This window comes from Streptomyces sp. NPDC048171 (assembly GCF_043202655.1).
Lineage (GTDB): Bacteria > Actinomycetota > Actinomycetes > Streptomycetales > Streptomycetaceae > Streptomyces.
Genome location: NZ_JBIDAU010000005.1, coordinates 304,754 through 324,600, shown reverse-complemented (window position 1 = coordinate 324,600; position 19,847 = coordinate 304,754). Strand labels below are relative to the sequence as shown.

The window sequence follows — 19,847 nt, the reverse complement described above, 5'->3', positions numbered from 1 at the left end:
CACGGGGTCAGCCGAGCGCGTCTGCCCGGTCGGCCGCCGGTGCCGACCGCGTCACCGGGCGGTCCAGCGCCTCGACGACCGAGCCGTGGAAGCGGTGCACCGCATCGTCGACGCTGCGGATGAAGCCGGACTCGGTCCTTCCCCGCGTGCTTCCCATGCCCTTGAAGAGGGAGAGCCGGAAGCCCGTGATCTGTGAGCCGTTCTTCGGGATCATGTCTCCGGGCTCCGGGCGCAGCCGTTCGAGAGTGCCGCGCGGCCCGCCCGTCTCAGCTTCGACGAGGGTCTCGACGTGCAGGTCCGCCGGCGCCTCAGCGAGCCGCCGGACCAGTCGCTTGGCCCAGGTGAGGGGGTAGCCCTGATCGGGTGCGGGGATGTCGAACGAGGTGCGAAGCTTTCCCGTGCGCAGGTCCGCGGTGATCGCGAGGACACCCGGGGTGCCCTCGATACGGAGTTCGGCGTGCAGCCTGCCGTCCGTGCAGAGCCGGTCCGCCATCTCGGCGCGACGGGCTCCGGGGTCGGCACCGCGCCTGGCGCGCCGCACGGGCAGCACCTTGTGCCCCAGCTCCCCGCCGAGGCCCAGGCAGACCTGCCTGATGAGGCGTTCCCAGCTCTCGACCACTTCGAGCAGGCGCGGATCTCCCTGGCACAGGGTCTCGTCGTCGATGCCCCGCCGGACCGGCACCCAGGCCGCGCCCATGTTCTGGAAGCCGTGGCAACCGGAGTTCTCGTGCTGGAGGTAGTGGAGAAGCTCTTGGAGCAGCCAGGCGTGGGCGGCGTTGCCCACGCCCTCGTGCCGCAGCAGCATCTGTGCCTGGTGCGCCACCTCGGCCCAGGACAGGTGCCAAAGCGCCACCTTGTGCTTGCGCCGACCGTCGATCTTGACATCGACGAGCGGACTGCCCTCCAAGGCCACATCGTTGGAGAGCGTGATGACGGCCTCGTAGCCTCGCCTCGCGGCGATGTCCGCGTACGCCTGCACCTGCTCGGGCTTGAGCGCGTTGCCGTTGGTCTTGGTCTCGACGAGTGCTGTCCACAACTTGCCCGCCCGTTCGACCCGGATGACGCCGTCGGGCCGGCGCGGGCTGTCCCCGTGGGGCAAGGAGACCTCGGTGAAGGTCTCCATGCGCCCCGCCGGGGCACCGAAGGCGGCCGTGAGCCTCCTGCCGAACTCCGGGACCTGTGCCATCACCGACAGCAGCACCGAGGTGGCGCGCGTCTCGCGGTCCCGGTCGCTCTTGAGGGCGGAGACCGGGAAGAGCCTCGCCTCCGACCAGGAGTCGTTCTCCGCCAGGGACTTCTTCACCGCCTTGGGCAGCGTGACCTTCTTCTTCGCGGTGCGCGGGCGCGCGGCGGCCTTCTTCGGCCGAGGGTCCTCCTGCGAGCGACGGGGAGCGGGTACGGACTCCAGCGGCGCCGCCGCCTCCGGCCCGGCTCCCGGCGCGCGGGGGACGTCCGATTCCCCGGCGGCCGGGCGGCTCTCCTCCGCTCCGTCCGGCTCGGGCACGGCGTCCTCCGCGTCGTCGTCGACGTCCACGCCGAAGTCCGTCGCCAGGCCGGCCAGGCCGTTGTCGTATCCCTGACCGACCGCCCGGAACTTCCACTCCTCGCCCCGGCGGTACAGCTCGCCGAAGATGAAGGCACTCACCGAACCGGCGTCGTCGATCGCGAACCGCAGCAGGTCGTCGCCGGAGCCGTCGGCCATGGTCACACGCAAGTCGTCGAGTTCACCGAACCGGGCGCCCTCGTACCGGCTCGCCGCCACCACCACTCGTTCCACGTCCGCCGGGATCGCCGTCAGATCGAAGCCGATGCGGTCCTCGCTGCCCTCTCCCGCCGGCGCCTTGCCCAGGAGCTGCACACTGCCGTCGGCGGCGACGGGGTTGTTGTAGAAGTAGAAATCGGCGTCGCTGCGCACCTTCCCGTGCCCGTCCAGCAGGAGGACGGACACGTCCGCATCGCCCTGGCCGGTCGGGCTGGCCCAGCCCAGGCTCACGATCACCGAATCGGCGTTCTCGCTCAGGGCCGACAGACCGATGTTGGACCCCTTGACCATGTCGTGCATCAAACCCCCCAGACACTCACGTTCGAGCACGAACGGGCTCCCCTAGCCCGTCCGATCTGACGCAGCGTGTGACCCAAGGCACACTCTGCGCACGGCGCACTCTAATGCGTGGCGAGGCCATTCGGGGGGCGGGCGCTCAAGGCGCCCGGCTGGGTGGAACGGCGTGCGGCCGGCCAACCGGGCCGGCCGCACGGGGTCAGGACGTCACCGGCGCCGGGCCCACCAGCTCCGTCAGGACGTCCTCCATCGTCACGAAGCCCAGGACGGCGCCCGTCTCGCCGGTGACCGCGGCCAGGTGGCTGTCCTCGGTGCGCAGGGCGGTGAGGGTGTCGTCGAGCGGGGTGTCGATGCGGACGCGGGTGACGCGGTGCAGGGCCGAGCGCGGGAACGGGCGGTCGCGGTCGGTGAGGCCCAGGGTGTCCTTGATGTGCAGGTAGCCCAGGACCGTACCGCCGGGGCCGGTGACCGGGAAGCGGGAGTAGCCCGCCTCGGCGGCCATGCGTTCCAGCTCGGCCGGGGTGACCGTGTGGGGGACCGTGCGCATCTTCTGCGACGGGACCAGGATCTCGCCGACCGGGCGGGTGCCCAGCTCCAGCGCGTCGCGCAGGCGCTCGCCGTCGGCCGGGGTGAGCAGCCCGGCCTCGCTGGCGTCGACCACCATGCGGGCCAGCTGGTCGTCCGTGAAGACGGCCTCGACCTCGTCCTTCGGCTCCACCCTGAGCAGCTTGAGCAGGGCGTTGGCGAAGGCGTTGATGCCGAAGACGAACGGCTTCAGGGCCCGGGTGAGGGCGACCAGCGCGGGACCGAGGAACAGGGCGGTGGTCGCCGGGGCGGCCAGCGCGATGTTCTTCGGGATCATCTCGCCGATCAGCATGTGCAGATACGTGGCGAGGGTCAGGGCGATCGCGAAGGCGACCGGGTGGACCAGCGCGTGCGGCATGTGGACCGCCTCGAACACCGGCTCCATCAGGTGCGCGATGGCCGGCTCCGCGACCGCGCCGAGCACCAGCGAGGAGACGGTGATGCCGAGCTGGGCCGTGGCCATCATCTGGGAGATGTGCTCCAGGCCCCACAGGGTCATCCGGGCGCGCTTGTCGCCCGCCTTCGCGCGCGGCTCGATCTGGCTGCGGCGCACCGAGATCAGGGCGAACTCGGCGCCCACGAAGAACGCGTTGGTCAGCAGCGTCAGCGCGCCGATGAAGAGCTGTACGGCGGTCATCGGGCCATCTCCCGCTGCTCGTGCTCCGGCTGCCCGCCCACCAGGGGCGCGGGCGCGGTGACGCGGAGGCGGTCCGCGCGGTGGTGGTCGACGTCTAGGACGTCGAGGTGCCAGCCGTCCAGGTCGACGACGTCGCCCTTGACGGGGATGCGCGCGAGGTGGGTGGCGACGAGACCGGCCAGGGTCTCGTACGGCCCCTCCGGCGCGGTCAGGCCGATGCGCCGCAGGTGGTCCAGGCGCAGCGAGCCGTCGGCCTCCCAGGCCGTCCGGCCGTCCGCCCGCGCGGGGGCGGGCAGCAGGTCCGGTATCTCGACCGGGTCGTGCTCGTCGCGCACCTCGCCGACGACCTCTTCGACGATGTCCTCGACGGTGGCCACGCCCGCCGTGCCGCCGTACTCGTCGATGACGACGGCCATGGTGCGGGCCCGGCGCATGCGCTCCAGGAGGCGGTCGGCGGGCAGGCTGTCCGGCACCAGGAGCGGCGCGGCGGCCAGCTCGGTGACGGGGGTGACCGCCCGGCGCTCCGGCTCCAGGGCCAGGACGTCGCGGATGTGGACGGTGCCGATGACCTCGTCCAGGCTGTCCCGGTAGACCGGGAAGCGGGACAGGCCGGTGGCGTGCGAGAGGTTCGCGGCGTCGGCGGCGGTGGCGTGGGCCTCCAGGGCCTTGACGTCCACGCGCGGGGTCATGACGTTCTCCGCGGTCAGCTCGCTCAGGTGCAGGGTGCGGACGAACAGCTCGGCCGAGTCCGCCTCCAGGGCGCCCTCGGCGGCCGAGTGCTGGGCGAGGGCGACCAGTTCCTCGGCGCTGCGGGCGGACGCCAGCTCCTCGGCAGGTTCCAGGCCGAAGCGGCGTACGAAACGGTTCGCCGTGTTGTTCAGGTGCCGGATGAACGGGCCGAAGGCGGTGGTGAATCCGCGCTGCGGGCCCGCGACGACCTTCGCGACGGCCATCGGGCGGGAGATCGCCCAGTTCTTGGGGACCAGCTCGCCGACGACCATCAGGACGACGGTGGAGAGCACCACACCGAGCAGCGTCGCCACCGTCGAGGCGGCGGCGCCCAGGCCGATCGCCGTCAGCGGGCCGCGCAGCAGCACCGCGATCGACGGCTCGGCCAGCATGCCGATGACCAGCGAGGTCACCGTGATGCCGAGCTGGGCGCCGGAGAGCTGGAGGGTCAGGGAACGTACGGCCTTCAGGGCTCCGTCGGCACCGCGCTCGCCGGACTCGGCGGCACGTTCCAGGTCACCGCGCTCGACGGTGGTGAGGGAGAACTCGGCCGCGACGAAGACCGCGCAGGCCAGGGTGAGCAGGAGGGCCAGCAGGAGCAGCAGGACCTCGGTCACCGTGCCACCCCGCTTCCTTCACGCGCATACGGGGGCACTGGCGGGCCGGCCGTGGCACGGCCGGTACTGGGAGGCTCCATTACGGAACGGGACTCCTTAACGGGGTCGGCGGGCGCCGGTACCAGCCGCGCGCCCGAGGGTTTCCCTCACATGGTAAAGGACCTGCAAAGAGAAGGGGAGTGCTCGCGCACCCCGCTTCTACTCACCTGTAGAGAACGGTGCGCCGGTCCGCGTTGTTCCGGCCCTGATAACTTCTACATGACTGTAGATACTAGGCTCTCCCGACCCGTACGGAGTTCTCATGGCCCTGTGGGACCGCTTCAAGGAGTCCGCGTCGCAGATGCAGACGCAGCTCGTGGCGAAGAAGAACGACCTCAAGAGCGGCGCCTTCCGCGACGCGAGCATGGCGATGTGCGCGCTGGTCGCCGCGGCCGACGGCACCGTCGACCCGGCGGAGCGGCAGCGGGTCGCCCAGCTGATCTCGGCCAACGAGGTGCTGCAGAACTTCCCCGCCGACGACCTGCGCCGCCGCTTCGAGGAGAACCTGGACAAGCTCACCGCCGACTTCGCCTTCGGCAAGGTCGGCATCCTCCAGGAGATCGCCAAGGCCAGGAAGAAGCCCGCCGAGGCGCGTGCCGTGGTGCAGATCGGCATCGTGATCGGCGGCGCCGACGGGGACTTCGACAAGGACGAGCGGGCCGTGGTGCGGGAGGCGTGCTACGCGCTGGACCTGCCGCCGCACGAGTTCGACCTCTGAGGTCTCACCCGCCGTCGCGGCCGCCCGCGCGGGTGCGGTGCGGGCCCAGTTCGCGCAGGACCTCGCCGAGGTCCGCGGCGGTGAGCGCGGGCGCCGGCAGGGCCGGTGCAGCCGGCCCGGCCCGCAGGCCGGCGAGGAACAGGGCGAGCGGGCGGCGCCAGGCGTCCGGCGCGGTCGCGGCGGTCAGCGCCGGGACCGCGCGGCCCAGCGCCGCCAGCCCGAACAGGACGTCCTCGGTGGTGACGTCGGCCCGCACGCTGCCCTCGTCCCGGCAGCGGACCAGCAGCGCGTCCACGGTCCGGCGGTTGTGCTCGTGCACGGCCTCCAGACTGTCCACGCCCCGCAGATGCGTGGTCATCAGGTCGTTGGAGCCGCGGTCGGCGGCCAGCGCCGCGAAGACGACGTCCAGATAGCCGGTGAGGCCCGCCCACGCGTCCGGCGCCCGCCGGGCCCGCTCACCCGCCTCCATCGTGCCGGTCAGCGAGTCCCGGAACACGGCGTCCACCAGCGCGGCGCGGGTGGGGAAGTGGCGGTAGAGCGTGGCGTTGCCGACCCCCGCCCGGCGCGCGATCACGTCCAGCGGCGCGTCAAGACCCTGCTCGGTGAACACCTCGTGGGCCGCCTCCAGCAGAAGCTCCCGGTTGCGTCGCGCGTCGCGTCGCTGCCGGGGCGCTCCCTCGCGTGCGCCGACGGTCATCCTCACCCTCCGGATCGTGCGAACCGGGGAGTACTCCCCGTGCCCTCGGTACCGATGCTATCGTCGGCCGCGCAAACGGGGAGCGCTCCCCGTTTAACGTCCCGTTCCATCGCCGTCCCCGGTTCGCAGGAGGTCCCATGGCCGCGCCCATCCCCGACGAACCGGGCGCCCTCCGGGCCGCGGGCGCCGTCCACCGGGTGTCGATGCCGGGGAGCGGGGAGAGCTGGCTGGTCGTCACGCGCGACGCGGCGCGGGCCGCGCTCACCGACCCCCGGCTGCGCAACGACATCCGGCACTCCGCCTCCTGGGACTCCGACGGCGGCCACGCCATCGGCCGCAACATGCTCCAGAGCGACCCGCCGCAGCACACCCGTCTCCGCCGCCTGGTCGCCGGCCACTTCGCACCGGGCCGGATCGCCGCCCTGCGCCCCGGCGTGGAGCGCGTCGCGGGGGACCTGCTGGACGCGCTGCCGCGCCGGGGCACGGCGGACCTGGTCGCCCGGTACGCGCTGCCCCTTCCGGTGACGGTGATCTGCGAACTGCTCGGCGTGCCCGGGGCCGACCGCGAGGTCTTCCACACCTGGTCCAACGAGCTGGTCATGCCCACCTCGCCCCAGGCGGCGGAGGCCGCGGCCGGCGCGCTGACCGGCTACCTCACCGATCTGACCGGCGCCGAGCGCGACGCGCCGGACGGCACCCTCCTCGGCGACCTGATCGCCGCCGCGGACGCCGGAGGCCTCACCGCCGAGGAACTGCTCGGCATGGCCTTCCTGATCCTGGTCGCCGGCCACGAGACGACGGTCAACCTGATCTCCGCGACCGTCCACAGCCTCCTCACCCACCCCGGCCAGCTCGACCGGCTGCGCGCCGAGCCGGACCTGGCCGGGAGAGCGGTGGAGGAGTCGCTGCGGTTCAACTCCCCCGTGCACGCCTCCGCGTTCCGCTTCGCGGCCGAGCCGCTGGAGCTGGCGGGCACTCCCGTCGCGGCCGGCGACTCGGTGCTCGTCTCCCTCGCCGCCGCCTCCCGCGACCCCGGCCACTTCCCCGACCCCGACCGCTTCGACATCGGCCGCGCGCCCCGCGGCCACCTCGGCTTCGGCCACGGCCTCCACCACTGCCTGGGCGCCCCGCTGGCCCGGATGGAGGCCACCGTCGCCGTACGCCTGCTCCTGGAGCGGTACCCCACGCTCGCGTTCGCCACCGACCCGGCGACGCTCACCTGGCGCACGAGCACCCTCCTGCGGGGGCTGGCGGAACTGCCGCTGCGCCTGGGCTGACCACGGGCGTCAGGACGGGTCCTCCGGTACGGCGGACAGCAGGCTGTGGACGACCGGGCCCGCCGAGCCGCCGCCGGTGACGCCCTCCTCGACGACCACGGCGACGGCCACGTTGCCGCGGTGGGCGACGAGCCAGCCGTTGTTGTCCTGGTCGTCGGAGACCTCGGCGGTGCCGGTCTTCGCGCCGACCTCGCCGGGCAGGTCGGCCAGGACGCGCGCGGTGCCGTCGGTGACGGTGTCCCGCATCAGCCCGCGCAGTTGGGAGACGACCTCGCGGGGGAGCGGTTCGGTGCGGGTGCCGTCCTCGTTGCCCGCGGTGACGGACGGCTGGTGGAACTCGCCGGAGACCGCGGTCGCCGTCACCGACGCCATGATCAGGGGGGTGGCCTGGATCCGGCCCTGCCCGATCATCGACGCGGCCTTCTCGGTCTCGTCCTTGGGCACCGGCACCGAGCCGTCGTACGTCGGGATGCCCACGTGCCACTCCTGGCCGACGCCGAAGTAGGTGCGGGCGACCTCGCCCAGCTCCCCCTCCCCGAGCTTGCCGCGCAGGCTGATGAAGGCCGTGTTGCACGACTCCATGAAGTCCTTGCGGAAGGTGGCACCCGGGTGCTCCGACGTCTCGACGTTGTGGAACTCCTTGCCGACCGTCAGGTACTTGGGACAGTCCACGACGTCGTCGGGGGCGACCGCGCCCTTGAGCAGCAGGGCGCTGCTGGTGACGATCTTCCAGGTGGAGCCGGGCGCGTAGGTGCCGGAGGCGGCGCGGTTGAAGCCGCCGGCGGGGGAGTTGGCGAAGGCCAGGACCTCGCCGTTGTCGACGCGCAGGGCGACGAGCGCGGCGTTCTTGCCGTCGGCCTTCTCGAGGGCCTGCTCGGCGGCGGACTGCCAGGTGGCGTCCAGGGTGGTGCGCACGGGCCGGTCCGCCGTCGCCGGGTCGGGCTTCTTGCCGAAGGACGCCTCGGTGCGCACGGTCTCGCCGCTGGCCCGGTCGACCAGTTCGACCGCGCCGCGCGGGCCACCGCCGCCCGAGTCGCCGGCGAGCCTGCCCAGGAGCGGTGCCAGGGACGGGTACCGCGCGCCGTTGAGGGAGGTCCCCTCGCGGTCGGTGACCTTCGGCGGGGTGGTCTCGGCGCGCTCCAGCCGGAACTTCTCCGTGTCGCTCAGCCGCGGGTGCACCAGGGACAGCCGCCAGTCCACCTTCCAGGCGCCGTCCTCCTGTTCGCGCAGCGGCAGCCGCGACTCGTACGTCCAGGTGCCGAGGCCGCTGATCGGCATCCGGGCGGTGAACGGGACGCCGAGGGTGCCGTCCTCGGCCTCCTTCGCCTCCTTCCCCGCCGTCAGCTTCGGCTTCTCGATGTCGAGCCCGGCGGTGAAGCTCTGCAGCACCTCCTCGGCCGGGCCGGGTCTGGTGGTGCGGCCGGCCGCGTCCGGCAGGCGTCCGGCGGACCAGTCGGCGAGGAACGCGCGCGCCTGCTCCATCGCGGCGGGGTCCGGGCCGTCGTCGCCGCCGCGCTCGAAGGGCCCGAGCCCGGCGGCGTACGAGCCGCCCGCGGCGATCGCGAGCACGACCGCCACCGCGGCGACGGCCCGCACGCCGTTGCGGGGGCCGCGGCGACGGGAGGAGGAGAGGTACGGGGCGTCGGGCATGGGAGTTCCCTGTCTGTCGGGGCGGTGGGGCGGTGGGGTGGCCGGGTGGCGGGGTGGCGGGGTGACCGGGTGGCCCGGGGGGCGGGGTGGCGGGGTGGCGGGGTGGCCGGGGGGCCGGGGGGCGGGGTGACCGAGGGGCGGGGTGACCGGGGGGCCGGGTGGCCGGGGGGGGCCGAGTGGCGGGGTGGCCGAGTGGCGGGGTAGTGGCATCGGGGGCGGCGCGGCGCGCGGCGGCGGGGTCAGCGGCCCGCGGCGGCGAAGAAGTCGAGGAGGGTGCCGGTGGCGTCCAGGTCCTTGCTGACGGGGCCGAAGCCCTCGGGCGGGGCGGCGGTCGTACCCGGCCAGGTGTGACCGGCGTCGTGGACGACGAGGAGCCGCACGGTGCCGGCGTCCGTGCCGCCCCGGCCGTCCTTCGGCCGCCAGACGGTCTCGTCGTAGCCCTTCCGCGCCCGCGTGACCGGGACGCCCGCGCCCCCGGCGTCCGCGAACGCCTCCGCGGTGTCCCGTGCCGACAGGCTCGGCAGGATCGGTTCCTCGGGGTCCGGCGGCGGGGAGGGCAGACCGGCCAGGGGCCGTACGGGGTCGTCGGCGCCGTAGACCACCAGGACCGGGACGGGGCCGGTGGGCTTCACGGCGGCGTCGCCCGCGGCGAGCTGGCCGGAGACCGAGGCCGCACCCGCCAGCAGGGCGGGGCGTTCGGCGGCCATGCGCAGGGCCATCGAGCCGCCGTTGGAGAACCCGGCGACGTAGACCCGCCGCGGGTCGGCGTGCTCGGTGCCGACCAGGTGCTTGATCAGCGCCTCGGTGAACCGCACGTCGCGCCCGGGGTCGGGACGCTGCCCGGTCGCCTCGGCGCCCGCGCCCCAGCCCTGGTCGAGGCCCTCGGGGAAGGCGACGAGCATGCCGCGCTGCTCGGCGGCCCGTTGCAGCCCGCTCTTCTCCCGCAGGTCCGCGGCGCTCTCACCGCGGCCGTGGAAGGCGATGACGAGGGGCCTGCGGCCGTCGGCGGCGGGCCGGTGCAGGAGGTAGCTGCGGGTGTGGCCGTCGACCCGCAGCTCCCCGGCGACCTCCGGCGCCGCCGTGGCCGTACCGCCGGTGCCGGACTGGCCGCTCGCCGGTGGCGCGGCGTCCGGGCGGGAGGAGTCGGCCGAGCAGCCGGCCAGGGGGAGCACGAGGCCGAGGGCGAGCGCACCGGGCCACCGGCGGAGGCGGGATGCGAGGTCGCGGAAGGAGAGCATGTCCCGAGGAGAGCAACCCCGCCGGGCCCTTGTCCAAGATTCATATGGATGTTGGATCGATCAATCCCCGATATGATTACTGCTCGTGGACCTGGTGCGGCACCTGGAGTGCTTCGTGGCTGTTGCAGAAGAGTCACACTTCGGGCGTGCCGCCACCCGGCTGGGCATGGCCCAGCCGCCCCTGTCGCAGCGCATCCAGCGGCTTGAGAAGGAGTTGGGCGTCCGGCTCTTCGAGCGCACCAGCCGCCAGGTGACCATCACCGAGGCGGGCACGCTGCTGCTCGCCGAGGCCCGTGAGCTGCTGGCCCGCGCCGAGTCCCTGCGGGCCACCGCGCGCCGGGTCCGCGACGGCGAGACCGGTCTGCTGCGCGCCGCCCTGTCCCCCGACATCTCCGGCGAGACCGTCGCCGCGCTGCTGGCGGACTTCCGGCGACGCCACGCGGGACTGGAGCTGGAGCTGCACGAGCTGTCCACCGCCCAGCAGCTCGCCGGGTTCGCCGCGCACGAGCTGGACGTCGGCCTGATCCACCACCCCTGCGACGTGGCCGGCCTGGAGCTGGGCCCGGTGCTCCGCCGCGACCTCGGCGTCCTGCTGCCGCGCGGCGCCCCCCAGGCGGACCGGGCGGAGGTGCCGCTCGCCGCCCTGACCGGCTACGACCTGGTCCTCTTCCCGCGCGCCGACGCCCCCGCGGTCTACGACGACCTGCTCACCGCGTGCGCCCGGGGCGGCTGGACGCCCGGTGCCGTACGGCACGGCCAGGGCGCCAGCTTCGTACGCGGCCTGGTGCTGTCGTCCGGGGCCGTCGCCCTGTGCCCGCGCGACACCCGGCTGGTGACGCCCGGCGACCAGGACCTGGTCTGGCGCCCGCTGGCCGGGGCCGCGCCCGCCTGGCGGCACTCCGTGGCCTGGCCGAAGGGGCGCGGCGACGCCGCCGTCGGCGCCTTCACGGACGCGGCCAACCACGCCCTGCGCACCACGGCCGACGCCCACTCGGAGGCCCCCGCCCGGCCCCTGCACCTTCGCCCGGCATCGGAGTACTGGCTATGACGGCCCGCGTCGCCTTCCCCCACCCACCGTCGCCCCGTGCCGCCGCGCCCGCGACGGGCCACCGCCCGGTGTTCCCCACCACCGCGCGCCCGGCGTCGCCCGATGCCGCCACACCTTCGACCGGCCTTCACCCCGCGCCTCCCGCCCCCACCCGAGCGGCCGGCCGGGCCGCCGCAACCCTCCCCCGACCGGGCAGGCGCCGGCGCACCCTCCCGGCCGGCCCGCCCCCCGGGACCGCCCGCACGACCCCCCGCCCCGGAACCCCCACCTCCCGCCCGCGCCCCGCACCCCTTTCGCCGTGCGCCGTCCCCACCCGTCCCCGTCCGGCATCGGAGCCACGGTCATGACCGACACCGCCACCGCGGCCCGGCTGGGCGCGGCCTTTGCCGAGGCCGGGGTCACCGGGTGGCTGCATGCCGTGGACGTGGACTCCGGTGCGCAGGTGGAGGCCGGTGCCGACCAGGCGGTGTGCACGGCGAGTGTCCACAAGGTGTGCGTGCTGGTGGCGCTGCACGAGCAGGCGGCGGCCGGGGTGCTCGACCTCACCGAGCAGGTCGAGTGCCCGGCCGAGGGGCGCACCCCGGGGCCCACCGGCCTGTCGGCGATGCTGGACCCGGTCCGGCTGTCACTGCGCGACGCGGCGTTCTGGATGATGTCCGTCAGCGACAACACGGCCGCCGACCTGCTGCTGCGCCGGGTCGGTCTGGACGTCGTCAACCGGACCACCGAGCGGCTCGGCCTGACCCGGACGCGGGCCGTGTACGGCTTCGGCGAGATGCTGTCCACCATGCGGGAGGACGCCGGGCCCGCCGGCGCCCGGGCCCTGACCGACCCGCACGTCATCACCCGGCTGCGCGCCCTGGACCCCGCCCGCACCAACCGCAGCACCCCCCGGGACATGACCCGGCTGCTCACCGCGGTCTGGCGGGACGAGGCGTGCCCGCCCGAGTACGGCGCCGCCATGCGCCGGATCATGGGCCTCCAGGTCTGGCCGCACCGCCTGGCCTCGGGCTTCCCCTTCGACGACGTCCACGTGGCCGGCAAGACCGGCAGCCTGCCGACCCTGCGCAACGAGGTCGGCGTCGTCGAGTACCCCGACGGGGGCCGCTACGCCGTCGCGGTCTTCACCCGCACCGCCCACACCGCCGCCACACTCCCGGCCGCGGACGCGGTCATCGGTACGGCGGCCCGGATCGCGGTGGACGCGCTGCGGGCGCCGTGAACCGCCGGGCCCGGAGACCGAAGAGACATATCGGGCGCTTTATCCCATTCGGGGGTACATAATCAGAACATGAGTACGGCAACGTATGAACTGCTGGCCGCCTCCGACGCGGTCAACGTGACAGTGGCCTTCATCCTCGGGCTGGTGGTCGCCGGCGCGCTCATCGGCGCCGTACGGATCGGCATGCGGGTCATGGACCGGGAGTCCGACCGCCCGCGCGCCGAGGATCAGCCCCACCTTCCGGAGACCGGCGCCGTCCGCGAGGAGCGGGAGATGCGGGAACCCGACGAGATCCCGCTGAACCAGGACGGCAGCCCACGGCTCATGCCCTACGAGCTGCACCACTCGGGCAGCCGCCGGGGCGAGGACCAGCGACGAAAGCGCTGGCTGCCCGGTTCCAGCGGAGCCTTCGGCAGCGGCGGCTCCGGGCACCACTGAGCGCTCCGGCGGCGAGCGGACACGGCGAGCCGTCCGGCAGACGCGGCGGATGCGCCCGGCGGACACGGCGGAACCGCATGCGCCTGGCGGACACGACGGAGCCGCCTGGCCCGGCGGTCCAGCGGCGAGCGGACACGACGGGAGCCGCCCAGCAGACACGGCGGATACGGCCGACGGACACGACGGAGCCACCCGGCAGACGCGGCGGAGCCGTCCGGCGGAGCCGCCCGGAGCGCGGGGGCGCGGGTGGGCGCGCGTAGGGTCGCCGGGACCGGCCCCCCGCAGCCCAAGGAGCCCCCGCCGTGACGACCGCCCCCGGCCCGCCGCAGCCCGTCCCCGTGATCATCGACTGCGACACCGGCGTCGACGACGCCCTCGCCCTGCTGCTCGCGGTCCGCCACCCCGGACTCGACCTGCGCGCGGTCACCTGCGTGGCCGGGAACACCGACGTGGCGGGCGTCGTACGGAACACGCTGACCGTGCTGGAGCAGGCCGGCGCCCCCGACATCCCCGTCGCCCGGGGCGCCGAGCGGCCGCTGATCGAGGGCGTACGCACCGCCCGGCACGTGCACGGCCACGACGGCATGGGCGACCTCGGGCTGCCCCCGCCCACCCGCACCGCCGCCGACGTGGACGCGGTGACCCTGCTGCGCCGGGAGATCCTCGCCTCCCCGCGCCCGGTCACCCTGATCCCCACCGCACCGGCGACCAACATCGCGCTGCTGCTGCGCACCCACCCGGAGGTCACCGCGAACATCGAGCGGATCGTGTTCATGGGCGGCGCGGTGACCACCGGGAACGCGACGCCGGTCGCCGAGTTCAACGTCTGGCACGACCCGGAGGCCGCCGCGATCCTGCTCGGCGCCGGGGTGCCGATCACGATGTACGGCCTCGACGTCTTCCAGCGGGTGATCGTCCCGGGCCCGGACGTGCGCCGCCTGCGCGCGAGCGGCGAGCCCGGCACCCGGCTCGCCGGTGAGCTGCTCGCCCACCGCGGCCCGGCCACCGACGAGTCGGACCCCGGCGGCGGCCTCGGCGACGCGGGCGCGGTCTGCGCGGTGCTCGACCCGGCGGGCCTGACCACGCACCGGCTGCCCGTCGAGGTATCCCTGGCTCCCGGCCCGGCCCGCGGGCAGACCGTCGTCGACCGCCGCGTCCGCCCCGGCGAGTCCGAACTCCATGACGGGACCCGGGAGCAGCCCCTGGTGGACGTGGCCCTGGACGTGGACGTGGACCGCTACGTGGAGCTGTATCTCTCGGCGGTCGAGCGCAGGACTCCGTAGCCCTCGGCGCGTCGCGGGCCCGCGGGTTCGCTTTTCGGGTGATGTGGACAGATCTATTCGTGTCGCCCGCACGCCCGCGAAGGAGACCGCGTGACCGTACGCAGCACCGCCGCCAAGCCCGACCTGTCGTCCAAGGACCCCAACTGGTGGCGGCAGGCCGTCATCTACCAGGTCTACCCCCGCAGTTTCGCCGACGCCGACGGCGACGGGCTCGGTGACCTGCGCGGCATCACCCAGCGCCTGACCCACCTGGCCGCCCTGGGCGTCGACGCCCTGTGGCTCAGCCCGTTCTACCCCTCCGAACTCGCCGACGGCGGCTACGACGTCGACGACTACCGCGACGTCGACCCGCGCCTCGGCACCCTGGACGACTTCGACGCGATGGCCGCCGAGGCGCACCGGCTGGGCCTCAAGGTGATCGTCGACCTGGTCCCCAACCACTCCTCGCACCGCCACGCGTGGTTCCTGGAGGCCCTGGAGGCGGGCCCCGGCTCCGCGGCCCGCGACCGCTACGTCTTCCGCGACGGCCGCGGCACGCGGGGCGAACTCCCGCCCACCGACTGGCAGTCGGTCTTCGGCGGCAGCGCCTGGAAACGGGTGCCGGACGGGCAGTGGTACCTGCACCTGTTCACCCCCGAACAGCCCGACTTGAACTGGGAGAACGAGCAGGTCCGCGCCGACTTCCGCACCACGCTGAAGTTCTGGTCGGACCGGGGCGTCGACGGCTTCCGCATCGACGTCGCGCACGCCCTGGTCAAGGACCTGGCCGAGCCGCTGCGGGACCTCGGCTCCCCCGAGCTGAGCGGCGAGGCGGCGCTCGCGGAGTTCGCTCCGGGCACCCACCCGTTCTACGACCGCGACGACGTCCACGAGGTCTACCGCGACTGGCGCAAGATCTTCGACACCTACACCCCGCCCCGCATGGCGGTGGCCGAGGCGTGGGTCCCGGGCGCCCGTCGCGCGCTGTACGCCCGCCCGGACGAACTGGGCCAGGCCTTCAACTTCGAGTATCTCCAGGGCGGCTGGGACGCGGCGGAGCTGCGCGCGATCATCACGGGCTCGCTGGCCGACGCGCACGCCGCCGGTGCCTCGGCGACCTGGGTGCTCTCCAACCACGACGTGGTCCGGCACGCCACCCGCCTGGTGCTGCCGCCGGGCACCGACACCGACGCCTGGCTGCTGTCCGGCGGCCACGCCCCGGCCGTGGACCCGGCGGCCGGACTGCGGCGGGCCCGCGCGGCGACGCTGCTGATGCTGGCGCTGCCCGGTTCGGCGTACGTCTACCAGGGGGAGGAGCTGGGGCTGCCCGAGGTGGCCGACCTGCCCACCGAGGTCCTCCAGGACCCGATCTGGGAGCAGACCGGACACGTCCGCAAGGGCCGCGACGGATGCCGGGTGCCGCTGCCGTGGACGACGGAGGGACCGTCGTACGGCTTCGGCGCGGGCGCCGCGTGGCTGCCGCAGCCGCCGGTCTTCTCGGCGTACTCGGTCCAGGCCCAGGACGGGGTGGCGGACTCGACCCTCGAGCTGTACCGCACGGCCCTGCGCCTGCGCCGCAAGCTGCTCGACGGCGAGTCGCTGACCTGGTCCGACGACGTGCCGGACGGGGTCCTGCGGTTCGACCGCACGGACCGCTGGCGCTGTGTCACCAACCTCAGCGGTGCCACGGTCGACCTCCCGGCCGGCGAGGTACTGCTGAGCAGCAGCCCGCTGGACGACGGCCGCCTGGGCCCGGACACGACGGTCTGGCTGGGGCTGTAACCGCGTACCGTCCCCAACCCTCACCCGGACGGCCGCGCGCGCTGGTGGCGGGGCGGGGACGGTGGTGGCCTGGGGGGTGCGGCCGGGCCCGGAGCGGCGCCGGCCGCACCGGCCCTCCAGGAGGCACCGATGCAGCACGCCCCCGCCGCCCGTCCCCGGCTCGCCGCCCTGCTGTCGGCGGTCCTGGCGCTCACGGCGGCCGCCTGTGCCGGGGGCGGGCGGACGGCGGAGCACCCCGCCACGCCCGCACCGACGGCTCCGCGGTCCCCGGCCGCGCCGGCACCGGCCGCCGTGCCGCCCGTGCTCACCGAGGGTCAGGCGCGGGCGGCCCTGATCACGGCGGACGACCTGGGGGAGGCGTGGGAGCCGACACGGGGCGCCGCGACCTGGCGGGACGAGCTGCTCAAGGCCACCGCCGAGCGGCCGGACTGCCGTCGCCTGCTGGACGTCCTGTACACCGAGGACCTCTTCGGCACCGCGCCGCGCGCCATGGCCGCCCTGGACGACACGGACGGCGGGGCCCAGCTGCACTACCGGGTCACCTCGCACCGCGCCGCCGACCTCGACCGGACACTGACCTGGCTCGGCACGCTGCCGGACACCTGCGGGCACTTCACGTCCCGCGCCGCCCACGGCCCCGCCCGGGACGTCCGGGTCACCGCCGTGCCGCTGCCGGAGGCGGGCGAGGCCCGACAGGGCGTCCGGGTCACGCTGAACGCCGGGGAATCCGTCCTCACCGTGGACCTCGTCGCCGTCCGCGTCGGCGACGACGCCGCCGCCCTGACCATCGGCACCCTCACCGAACCGTCCGACGACCCCACGTGGACAGCGACCGAAACGGGCGCCCGACGCTTGACGGAGGCCCGGCGACAGGGGCGGGTGCAGGTGTAGGGCGGGCGGCGGCGGGACGCCCGGGCCGGTCCGGGGCCGGCGGTCGGTCGCCGGGCGGCGGTCGGCCGGGCCCCGCGTCACGCTCGGCGGGCGGCCGGTCACGCCCCTGGCCGGCCGGCTGGACGACCGCCCGCACGAGCGCACGGCGCTTGGCGGACGCCCGGCGTCGAGGAACGGGCGCAGGTGCGGGACTGGCCTCCAGCGGGGCGACCGAGCCCTGGTCCGCGGGCAGCCGGGCCACGGTCTGCGGCCGGCGGGCGACCGACGCCCCCCCCCCCGCGGCCCGGGCGCGCAGCGCTCGGCACGGGCCCGCGGCAGCGACGGGCCCGGGCCGGGGTTCACGGCCCGGGGCCCCCGTCATGGCCGAAGTGTCTGCGGTGGGTCAGTACCTCGCGGGCCACGGCCTGGACCGTGCGGTCGCGGGCGAAGGCGTCGGCGCGCAGCCGGGCCAGGGCCTCGTCCGCGCCGATGCGCAGCTGGGCCATGATCATGCCGACGGCCCGGTAGACCTCGTCGTGGTCGCCGGCCACCTCGTCCAGCCAGGCCCCCTCCCGGCGCGGCAGGGCCATCAGGGCCACCGTGATGACCCCGGCCACCAGCCGTGCCGTGCGCAACTGCGGCGCGCTCAGGCCGCCGGGGCTGTCCCGGTAGAGGTCGAGCGTGCCCAGGCACGCGGCGTCGGTGCCCAGCGGCAGCGCGTAGACCGCGTGGACGCCGACCGCCGTGGCCTGCTGGGCGAAGAACGGCCACCGCCCGGCGTCCGCGCCGCACGTCAGGTCGCAGGCGAGCACCGGCACGCCCTCCTCGACGGCCGTCACGCAGGGGCCGGTGCCGAGCGTGGCCTGGATCTCCGCCAGGTACGACGCGCGGTCCCCGCTGGCGCACAGCCGCACCGGCACGCCCTCGCCGCGCAGCGACGCGCTCGCCCCGGTCACCGGCAGCAGCCGTACGGCCACCGCGCACATCCGCCCGGGCACCTCGGCCGGCGCCGCGCCGCGCACCTCGGCGGCGATCAGCTCGGCGGCGGCGGAGCCGTCCGGGAGCCCGCGGGGTTCGTCACTGGGCGGCACGCGCACCGCCTCCTTCCCACCCGGCGGCCGAGGGCCGACTACCCCTGCCCGACCGGCGGAAACCGGCGGAAACCGGCGGGACGTGACGCGCCGCGCTACAGCGGTGGCTGCGCCGGCGCCGGACCCAGGGTCGTGGTGCCCGGCGCGGTGCGGTGCCCCAGGCCGGTGCGGTACGCGTCGAGGGCCGCCTCCACACGGCCGGTGCGGCGCAGCAGGTCGCCGAGGAGCCGGCACAGGTCGGCCAGGTCACCGGCCGCGCCCGCCCGCTCCAGCAGGCTCAGCGCGCGGACGTAGTGCTCCTCCGCGGCCTCGGTGTCCCGGGCGTCCTCCGCGATGATGCCGAGCAGCCGGTGCGCGCCCGCGGAGTGCACGGCCCCGCGCTCGGAGGAGAGGTCGTCCAGCACCTCGTGCAGCAGTGCGGCGGCCTCCTCGGACTTGCCGCGCCGGTGCAGTACGTCGGCCAGCTCGACGGCGACCTGGCTGCTGTAGAGGGCGGCACGGGTGGCGGCGAGCATGCTCAGCGCCTCGCGCATCTCCTCCTCGGCGCGCGGCAGTTCGCCGTTCTGGGCGTAGACGTACCCGCGCATCCAGTGGCAGTTGGCCAGCTCGGTGCGCAGGTGCAGCGTGCGGTACAGCTCGGCGGCCTTGGCGAGCGACGCGTCCGCCTCGGCCAGGCGGCCCTCGGCGAGCAGGGTGCGGGCGACCGAGCGGTGCATCCGGGCGACCAGCGCGGGGTCGCCGGCGCTGGGGGCGAGGGAGAGCGCGAGTTCGGCGGCCTGGGCGGCGCGCGCGTGGGCGCCCATGTCCATGTACGGGCCGATCGCGCTGGCGTAGAGCAGCAGCAGCGCGTCGGGGTCGTGCAGGCCGCCGCGGTTCAGCTCGTCGAGGGTGGACTCCAGGAGGTAGACGGCGTACCGCAGTTCACCGGCGAGGTAGTGCGCGACGGCGCGGCCGCGCAGGGCGGGCACCCGGCCGGGCAGCGGGGCTCCGGCGTCGGCGAGGCACCGCTCGGCCCGTTCGAAGTACTGCCGTCCGGCGGCCAGTTCGCCGGTCTCCAAGGCGCATTCGCCGAGCCCGAGCAGCGCGGCGGCGCGTTCCTCGGGCAGTTCGTGCGCCTCGGCCTCGGCGAGCAGCGCGGTGTACTGCCCGGCGGCCTGTTCCGCGCCCTCGGTGGCGAGGGTGCGCTGCGCCTCGGTGAGCCTGAGCCGCAGATCCGTGGCGAGCCGTGCCGGACGCCCGGTGGCCAGCTCCTCGTAGCCCACGCCCAGCCGCTCGGCGAGGTGCCGCAGCGCCTCGTCGGAGGGGCGGACGCGGCCGGCCTCCAGGGTGGAGATGTAGGCGGGTGTGTACGCCGGTTCGGCGAGCTGGCGCTGGGTCATCCCGCGCTCGGCCCGCAGTCGTTGCACCCGGCGTCCGATGGCCCCTCGGTCGTCACGGTCCCCCACTGCCAACTCCCCTTGAGGCTCTTGCCGTTCGACTCGGACGGCTCTAGGTTAAACCGCGTATTAAGCGCGCTTAACAGTGCTTGACACGATCCCCGGATCCCGCAGAGGACGCCGTGCCCGTACGCACCCGCACCGCCGAACGCTACGCCAGAGCCGTCGCCGCCGCCCTCGCCGCCGTGGCCTGCCTCCTGCTGGCCGCGAACGCCGGCCCGACGTCCGCGGCCGGCGCACCCGTCCCCGTCGGGGAGACCGCCCCGCAGCCGGCGGACGTGGCGTCCGTGGACCGCTGAGGGACGTCCGGGCGACACCGGGGGCGCCGCACCCTGCCCCGGCGGCCGCGGACTGTGCCCGTCGACCGCCCCCTCCGCGGCCGCGTGCCGATGGGCCGATGGGCAGATGGGCAGATGGGTCAAGCCCGGACGGGTCCGGCTCAGGAAAGGAGC

Annotated in this window: 17 protein-coding genes; 9 read left to right on the top strand and 8 right to left on the bottom strand. The window is 74.9% G+C overall.

Annotated features, from left to right (window positions below):
- Positions 1 to 7 precede the first annotated feature (7 nt).
- The 3 genes from ACGF3J_RS16050 to ACGF3J_RS16040 all read right to left on the bottom strand — a co-directional run bounded on the left by ACGF3J_RS16050 (position 8) and on the right by ACGF3J_RS16040 (position 4,627).
- Positions 8 to 2,062 (bottom strand): TerD family protein, encoded by a 2,055-nt coding sequence (locus ACGF3J_RS16050; protein ID WP_161330089.1) that lies wholly within the window; start codon positions 2,060 to 2,062, stop codon positions 8 to 10.
- 196 nt (positions 2,063 to 2,258) lie between these two features.
- Positions 2,259 to 3,281 (bottom strand): hemolysin family protein, encoded by a 1,023-nt coding sequence (locus ACGF3J_RS16045; RefSeq protein ID WP_161330079.1) that lies wholly within the window; start codon positions 3,279 to 3,281, stop codon positions 2,259 to 2,261.
- The gene (locus tag ACGF3J_RS16040; RefSeq protein WP_161330080.1) at positions 3,278 to 4,627 is read right to left on the bottom strand and encodes a hemolysin family protein; all 1,350 of its coding nucleotides are present in this window, start codon (positions 4,625 to 4,627) and stop codon (positions 3,278 to 3,280) included. The genes ACGF3J_RS16045 and ACGF3J_RS16040 overlap by 4 nt, the downstream gene beginning before the upstream one ends.
- 301 nt (positions 4,628 to 4,928) lie before the next feature.
- Here ACGF3J_RS16040 and ACGF3J_RS16035 point away from each other — a divergent pair, with 301 nt between their 5' ends.
- Positions 4,929 to 5,384 (top strand): tellurite resistance TerB family protein, encoded by a 456-nt coding sequence (locus tag ACGF3J_RS16035; protein ID WP_161330081.1) that lies wholly within the window; start codon positions 4,929 to 4,931, stop codon positions 5,382 to 5,384.
- Positions 5,385 to 5,388: 4 nt separating this feature from the next.
- On the opposite strand, the gene ACGF3J_RS16030 is transcribed toward ACGF3J_RS16035, so the two are convergent.
- Positions 5,389 to 6,081, bottom strand: a complete 693-nt coding sequence (locus ACGF3J_RS16030; protein ID WP_161330082.1) for a TetR/AcrR family transcriptional regulator — start codon at positions 6,079 to 6,081, stop codon at positions 5,389 to 5,391.
- 137 nt (positions 6,082 to 6,218) lie between these two features.
- On the opposite strand from ACGF3J_RS16030, the gene ACGF3J_RS16025 reads away from it, so the two are divergent.
- Complete coding sequence (locus ACGF3J_RS16025; RefSeq protein ID WP_161330083.1) at positions 6,219 to 7,358, top strand: cytochrome P450; 1,140 nt, start codon at positions 6,219 to 6,221, stop codon at positions 7,356 to 7,358.
- 9 nt (positions 7,359 to 7,367) lie between these two features.
- Here ACGF3J_RS16025 and ACGF3J_RS16020 read toward each other — a convergent pair whose 3' ends face one another.
- The gene (locus ACGF3J_RS16020; RefSeq protein WP_393854215.1) at positions 7,368 to 9,008 is read right to left on the bottom strand and encodes a penicillin-binding transpeptidase domain-containing protein; all 1,641 of its coding nucleotides are present in this window, start codon (positions 9,006 to 9,008) and stop codon (positions 7,368 to 7,370) included.
- 239 nt (positions 9,009 to 9,247) lie between these two features.
- The gene (locus tag ACGF3J_RS16015; protein ID WP_161332085.1) at positions 9,248 to 10,246 is read right to left on the bottom strand and encodes a PHB depolymerase family esterase; all 999 of its coding nucleotides are present in this window, start codon (positions 10,244 to 10,246) and stop codon (positions 9,248 to 9,250) included.
- Between the two features lie 115 nt (positions 10,247 to 10,361).
- Here ACGF3J_RS16015 and ACGF3J_RS16010 point away from each other — a divergent pair, with 115 nt between their 5' ends.
- The 6 genes from ACGF3J_RS16010 to ACGF3J_RS15985 all read left to right on the top strand — a co-directional run bounded on the left by ACGF3J_RS16010 (position 10,362) and on the right by ACGF3J_RS15985 (position 16,889).
- Complete coding sequence (locus ACGF3J_RS16010) at positions 10,362 to 11,294, top strand: LysR family transcriptional regulator (RefSeq protein WP_346346308.1); 933 nt, start codon at positions 10,362 to 10,364, stop codon at positions 11,292 to 11,294.
- 343 nt (positions 11,295 to 11,637) lie between these two features.
- Complete coding sequence (locus tag ACGF3J_RS16005) at positions 11,638 to 12,516, top strand: serine hydrolase (RefSeq protein ID WP_161330405.1); 879 nt, start codon at positions 11,638 to 11,640, stop codon at positions 12,514 to 12,516.
- Between the two features lie 69 nt (positions 12,517 to 12,585).
- Positions 12,586 to 12,954, top strand: coding sequence for a DUF6479 family protein (locus ACGF3J_RS16000; RefSeq protein WP_161330406.1), 369 nt, complete (start codon positions 12,586 to 12,588; stop codon positions 12,952 to 12,954).
- Positions 12,955 to 13,256: 302 nt separating this feature from the next.
- Positions 13,257 to 14,237 (top strand): nucleoside hydrolase, encoded by a 981-nt coding sequence (locus tag ACGF3J_RS15995; RefSeq protein WP_161330407.1) that lies wholly within the window; start codon positions 13,257 to 13,259, stop codon positions 14,235 to 14,237.
- A 90-nt stretch (positions 14,238 to 14,327) separates the two neighbouring features.
- Positions 14,328 to 15,998 carry a glycoside hydrolase family 13 protein gene (locus ACGF3J_RS15990; protein ID WP_161330408.1) on the top strand — a complete coding sequence of 557 codons (1,671 nt, stop codon included), beginning with the start codon at positions 14,328 to 14,330 and terminating at the stop codon, positions 15,996 to 15,998.
- A gap of 129 nt (positions 15,999 to 16,127) precedes the next feature.
- Entirely contained in the window at positions 16,128 to 16,889 is a 762-nt protein-coding gene (locus tag ACGF3J_RS15985; RefSeq protein WP_393854214.1) for a hypothetical protein, read from the top strand.
- A gap of 338 nt (positions 16,890 to 17,227) precedes the next feature.
- Here the strand turns inward: ACGF3J_RS15985 and ACGF3J_RS15980 are convergent, their stop codons facing one another.
- Together ACGF3J_RS15980 and ACGF3J_RS15975 are read right to left on the bottom strand one after the other, a co-directional pair.
- Positions 17,228 to 17,965 carry a GAF and ANTAR domain-containing protein gene (locus ACGF3J_RS15980; RefSeq protein ID WP_393854213.1) on the bottom strand — a complete coding sequence of 246 codons (738 nt, stop codon included), beginning with the start codon at positions 17,963 to 17,965 and terminating at the stop codon, positions 17,228 to 17,230.
- A gap of 89 nt (positions 17,966 to 18,054) precedes the next feature.
- Positions 18,055 to 19,404 (bottom strand): helix-turn-helix transcriptional regulator, encoded by a 1,350-nt coding sequence (locus ACGF3J_RS15975; RefSeq protein ID WP_161326522.1) that lies wholly within the window; start codon positions 19,402 to 19,404, stop codon positions 18,055 to 18,057.
- Positions 19,405 to 19,517: 113 nt separating this feature from the next.
- Between ACGF3J_RS15975 and ACGF3J_RS15970 the strand changes: the two genes are divergently transcribed.
- Positions 19,518 to 19,694 (top strand): hypothetical protein, encoded by a 177-nt coding sequence (locus ACGF3J_RS15970; RefSeq protein ID WP_346345953.1) that lies wholly within the window; start codon positions 19,518 to 19,520, stop codon positions 19,692 to 19,694.
- Positions 19,695 to 19,847 lie beyond the last annotated feature (153 nt).

Bases quoted from the DNA above. Each gene is read 5' to 3' on its own strand.
- ACGF3J_RS16015 (WP_161332085.1), bottom strand. From the start codon at position 10,246: ATGCTCTCCTTCCGCGACCTCGCATCCCGCCTCCGCCGGTGGCCCGGT.
- ACGF3J_RS16025 (WP_161330083.1), top strand. From the start codon at position 6,219: ATGGCCGCGCCCATCCCCGACGAACCGGGCGCCCTCCGGGCCGCGGGC.
- ACGF3J_RS16000 (WP_161330406.1), top strand. From the start codon at position 12,586: ATGAGTACGGCAACGTATGAACTGCTGGCCGCCTCCGACGCGGTCAAC.
- ACGF3J_RS15985 (WP_393854214.1), top strand. From the start codon at position 16,128: ATGCAGCACGCCCCCGCCGCCCGTCCCCGGCTCGCCGCCCTGCTGTCG.
- ACGF3J_RS16050 (WP_161330089.1), bottom strand. From the start codon at position 2,062: ATGCACGACATGGTCAAGGGGTCCAACATCGGTCTGTCGGCCCTGAGC.
- ACGF3J_RS16005 (WP_161330405.1), top strand. From the start codon at position 11,638: ATGACCGACACCGCCACCGCGGCCCGGCTGGGCGCGGCCTTTGCCGAG.
- ACGF3J_RS16045 (WP_161330079.1), bottom strand. From the start codon at position 3,281: ATGACCGCCGTACAGCTCTTCATCGGCGCGCTGACGCTGCTGACCAAC.
- ACGF3J_RS16035 (WP_161330081.1), top strand. From the start codon at position 4,929: ATGGCCCTGTGGGACCGCTTCAAGGAGTCCGCGTCGCAGATGCAGACG.
- ACGF3J_RS16020 (WP_393854215.1), bottom strand. From the start codon at position 9,008: ATGCCCGACGCCCCGTACCTCTCCTCCTCCCGTCGCCGCGGCCCCCGC.
- ACGF3J_RS16030 (WP_161330082.1), bottom strand. From the start codon at position 6,081: ATGACCGTCGGCGCACGCGAGGGAGCGCCCCGGCAGCGACGCGACGCG.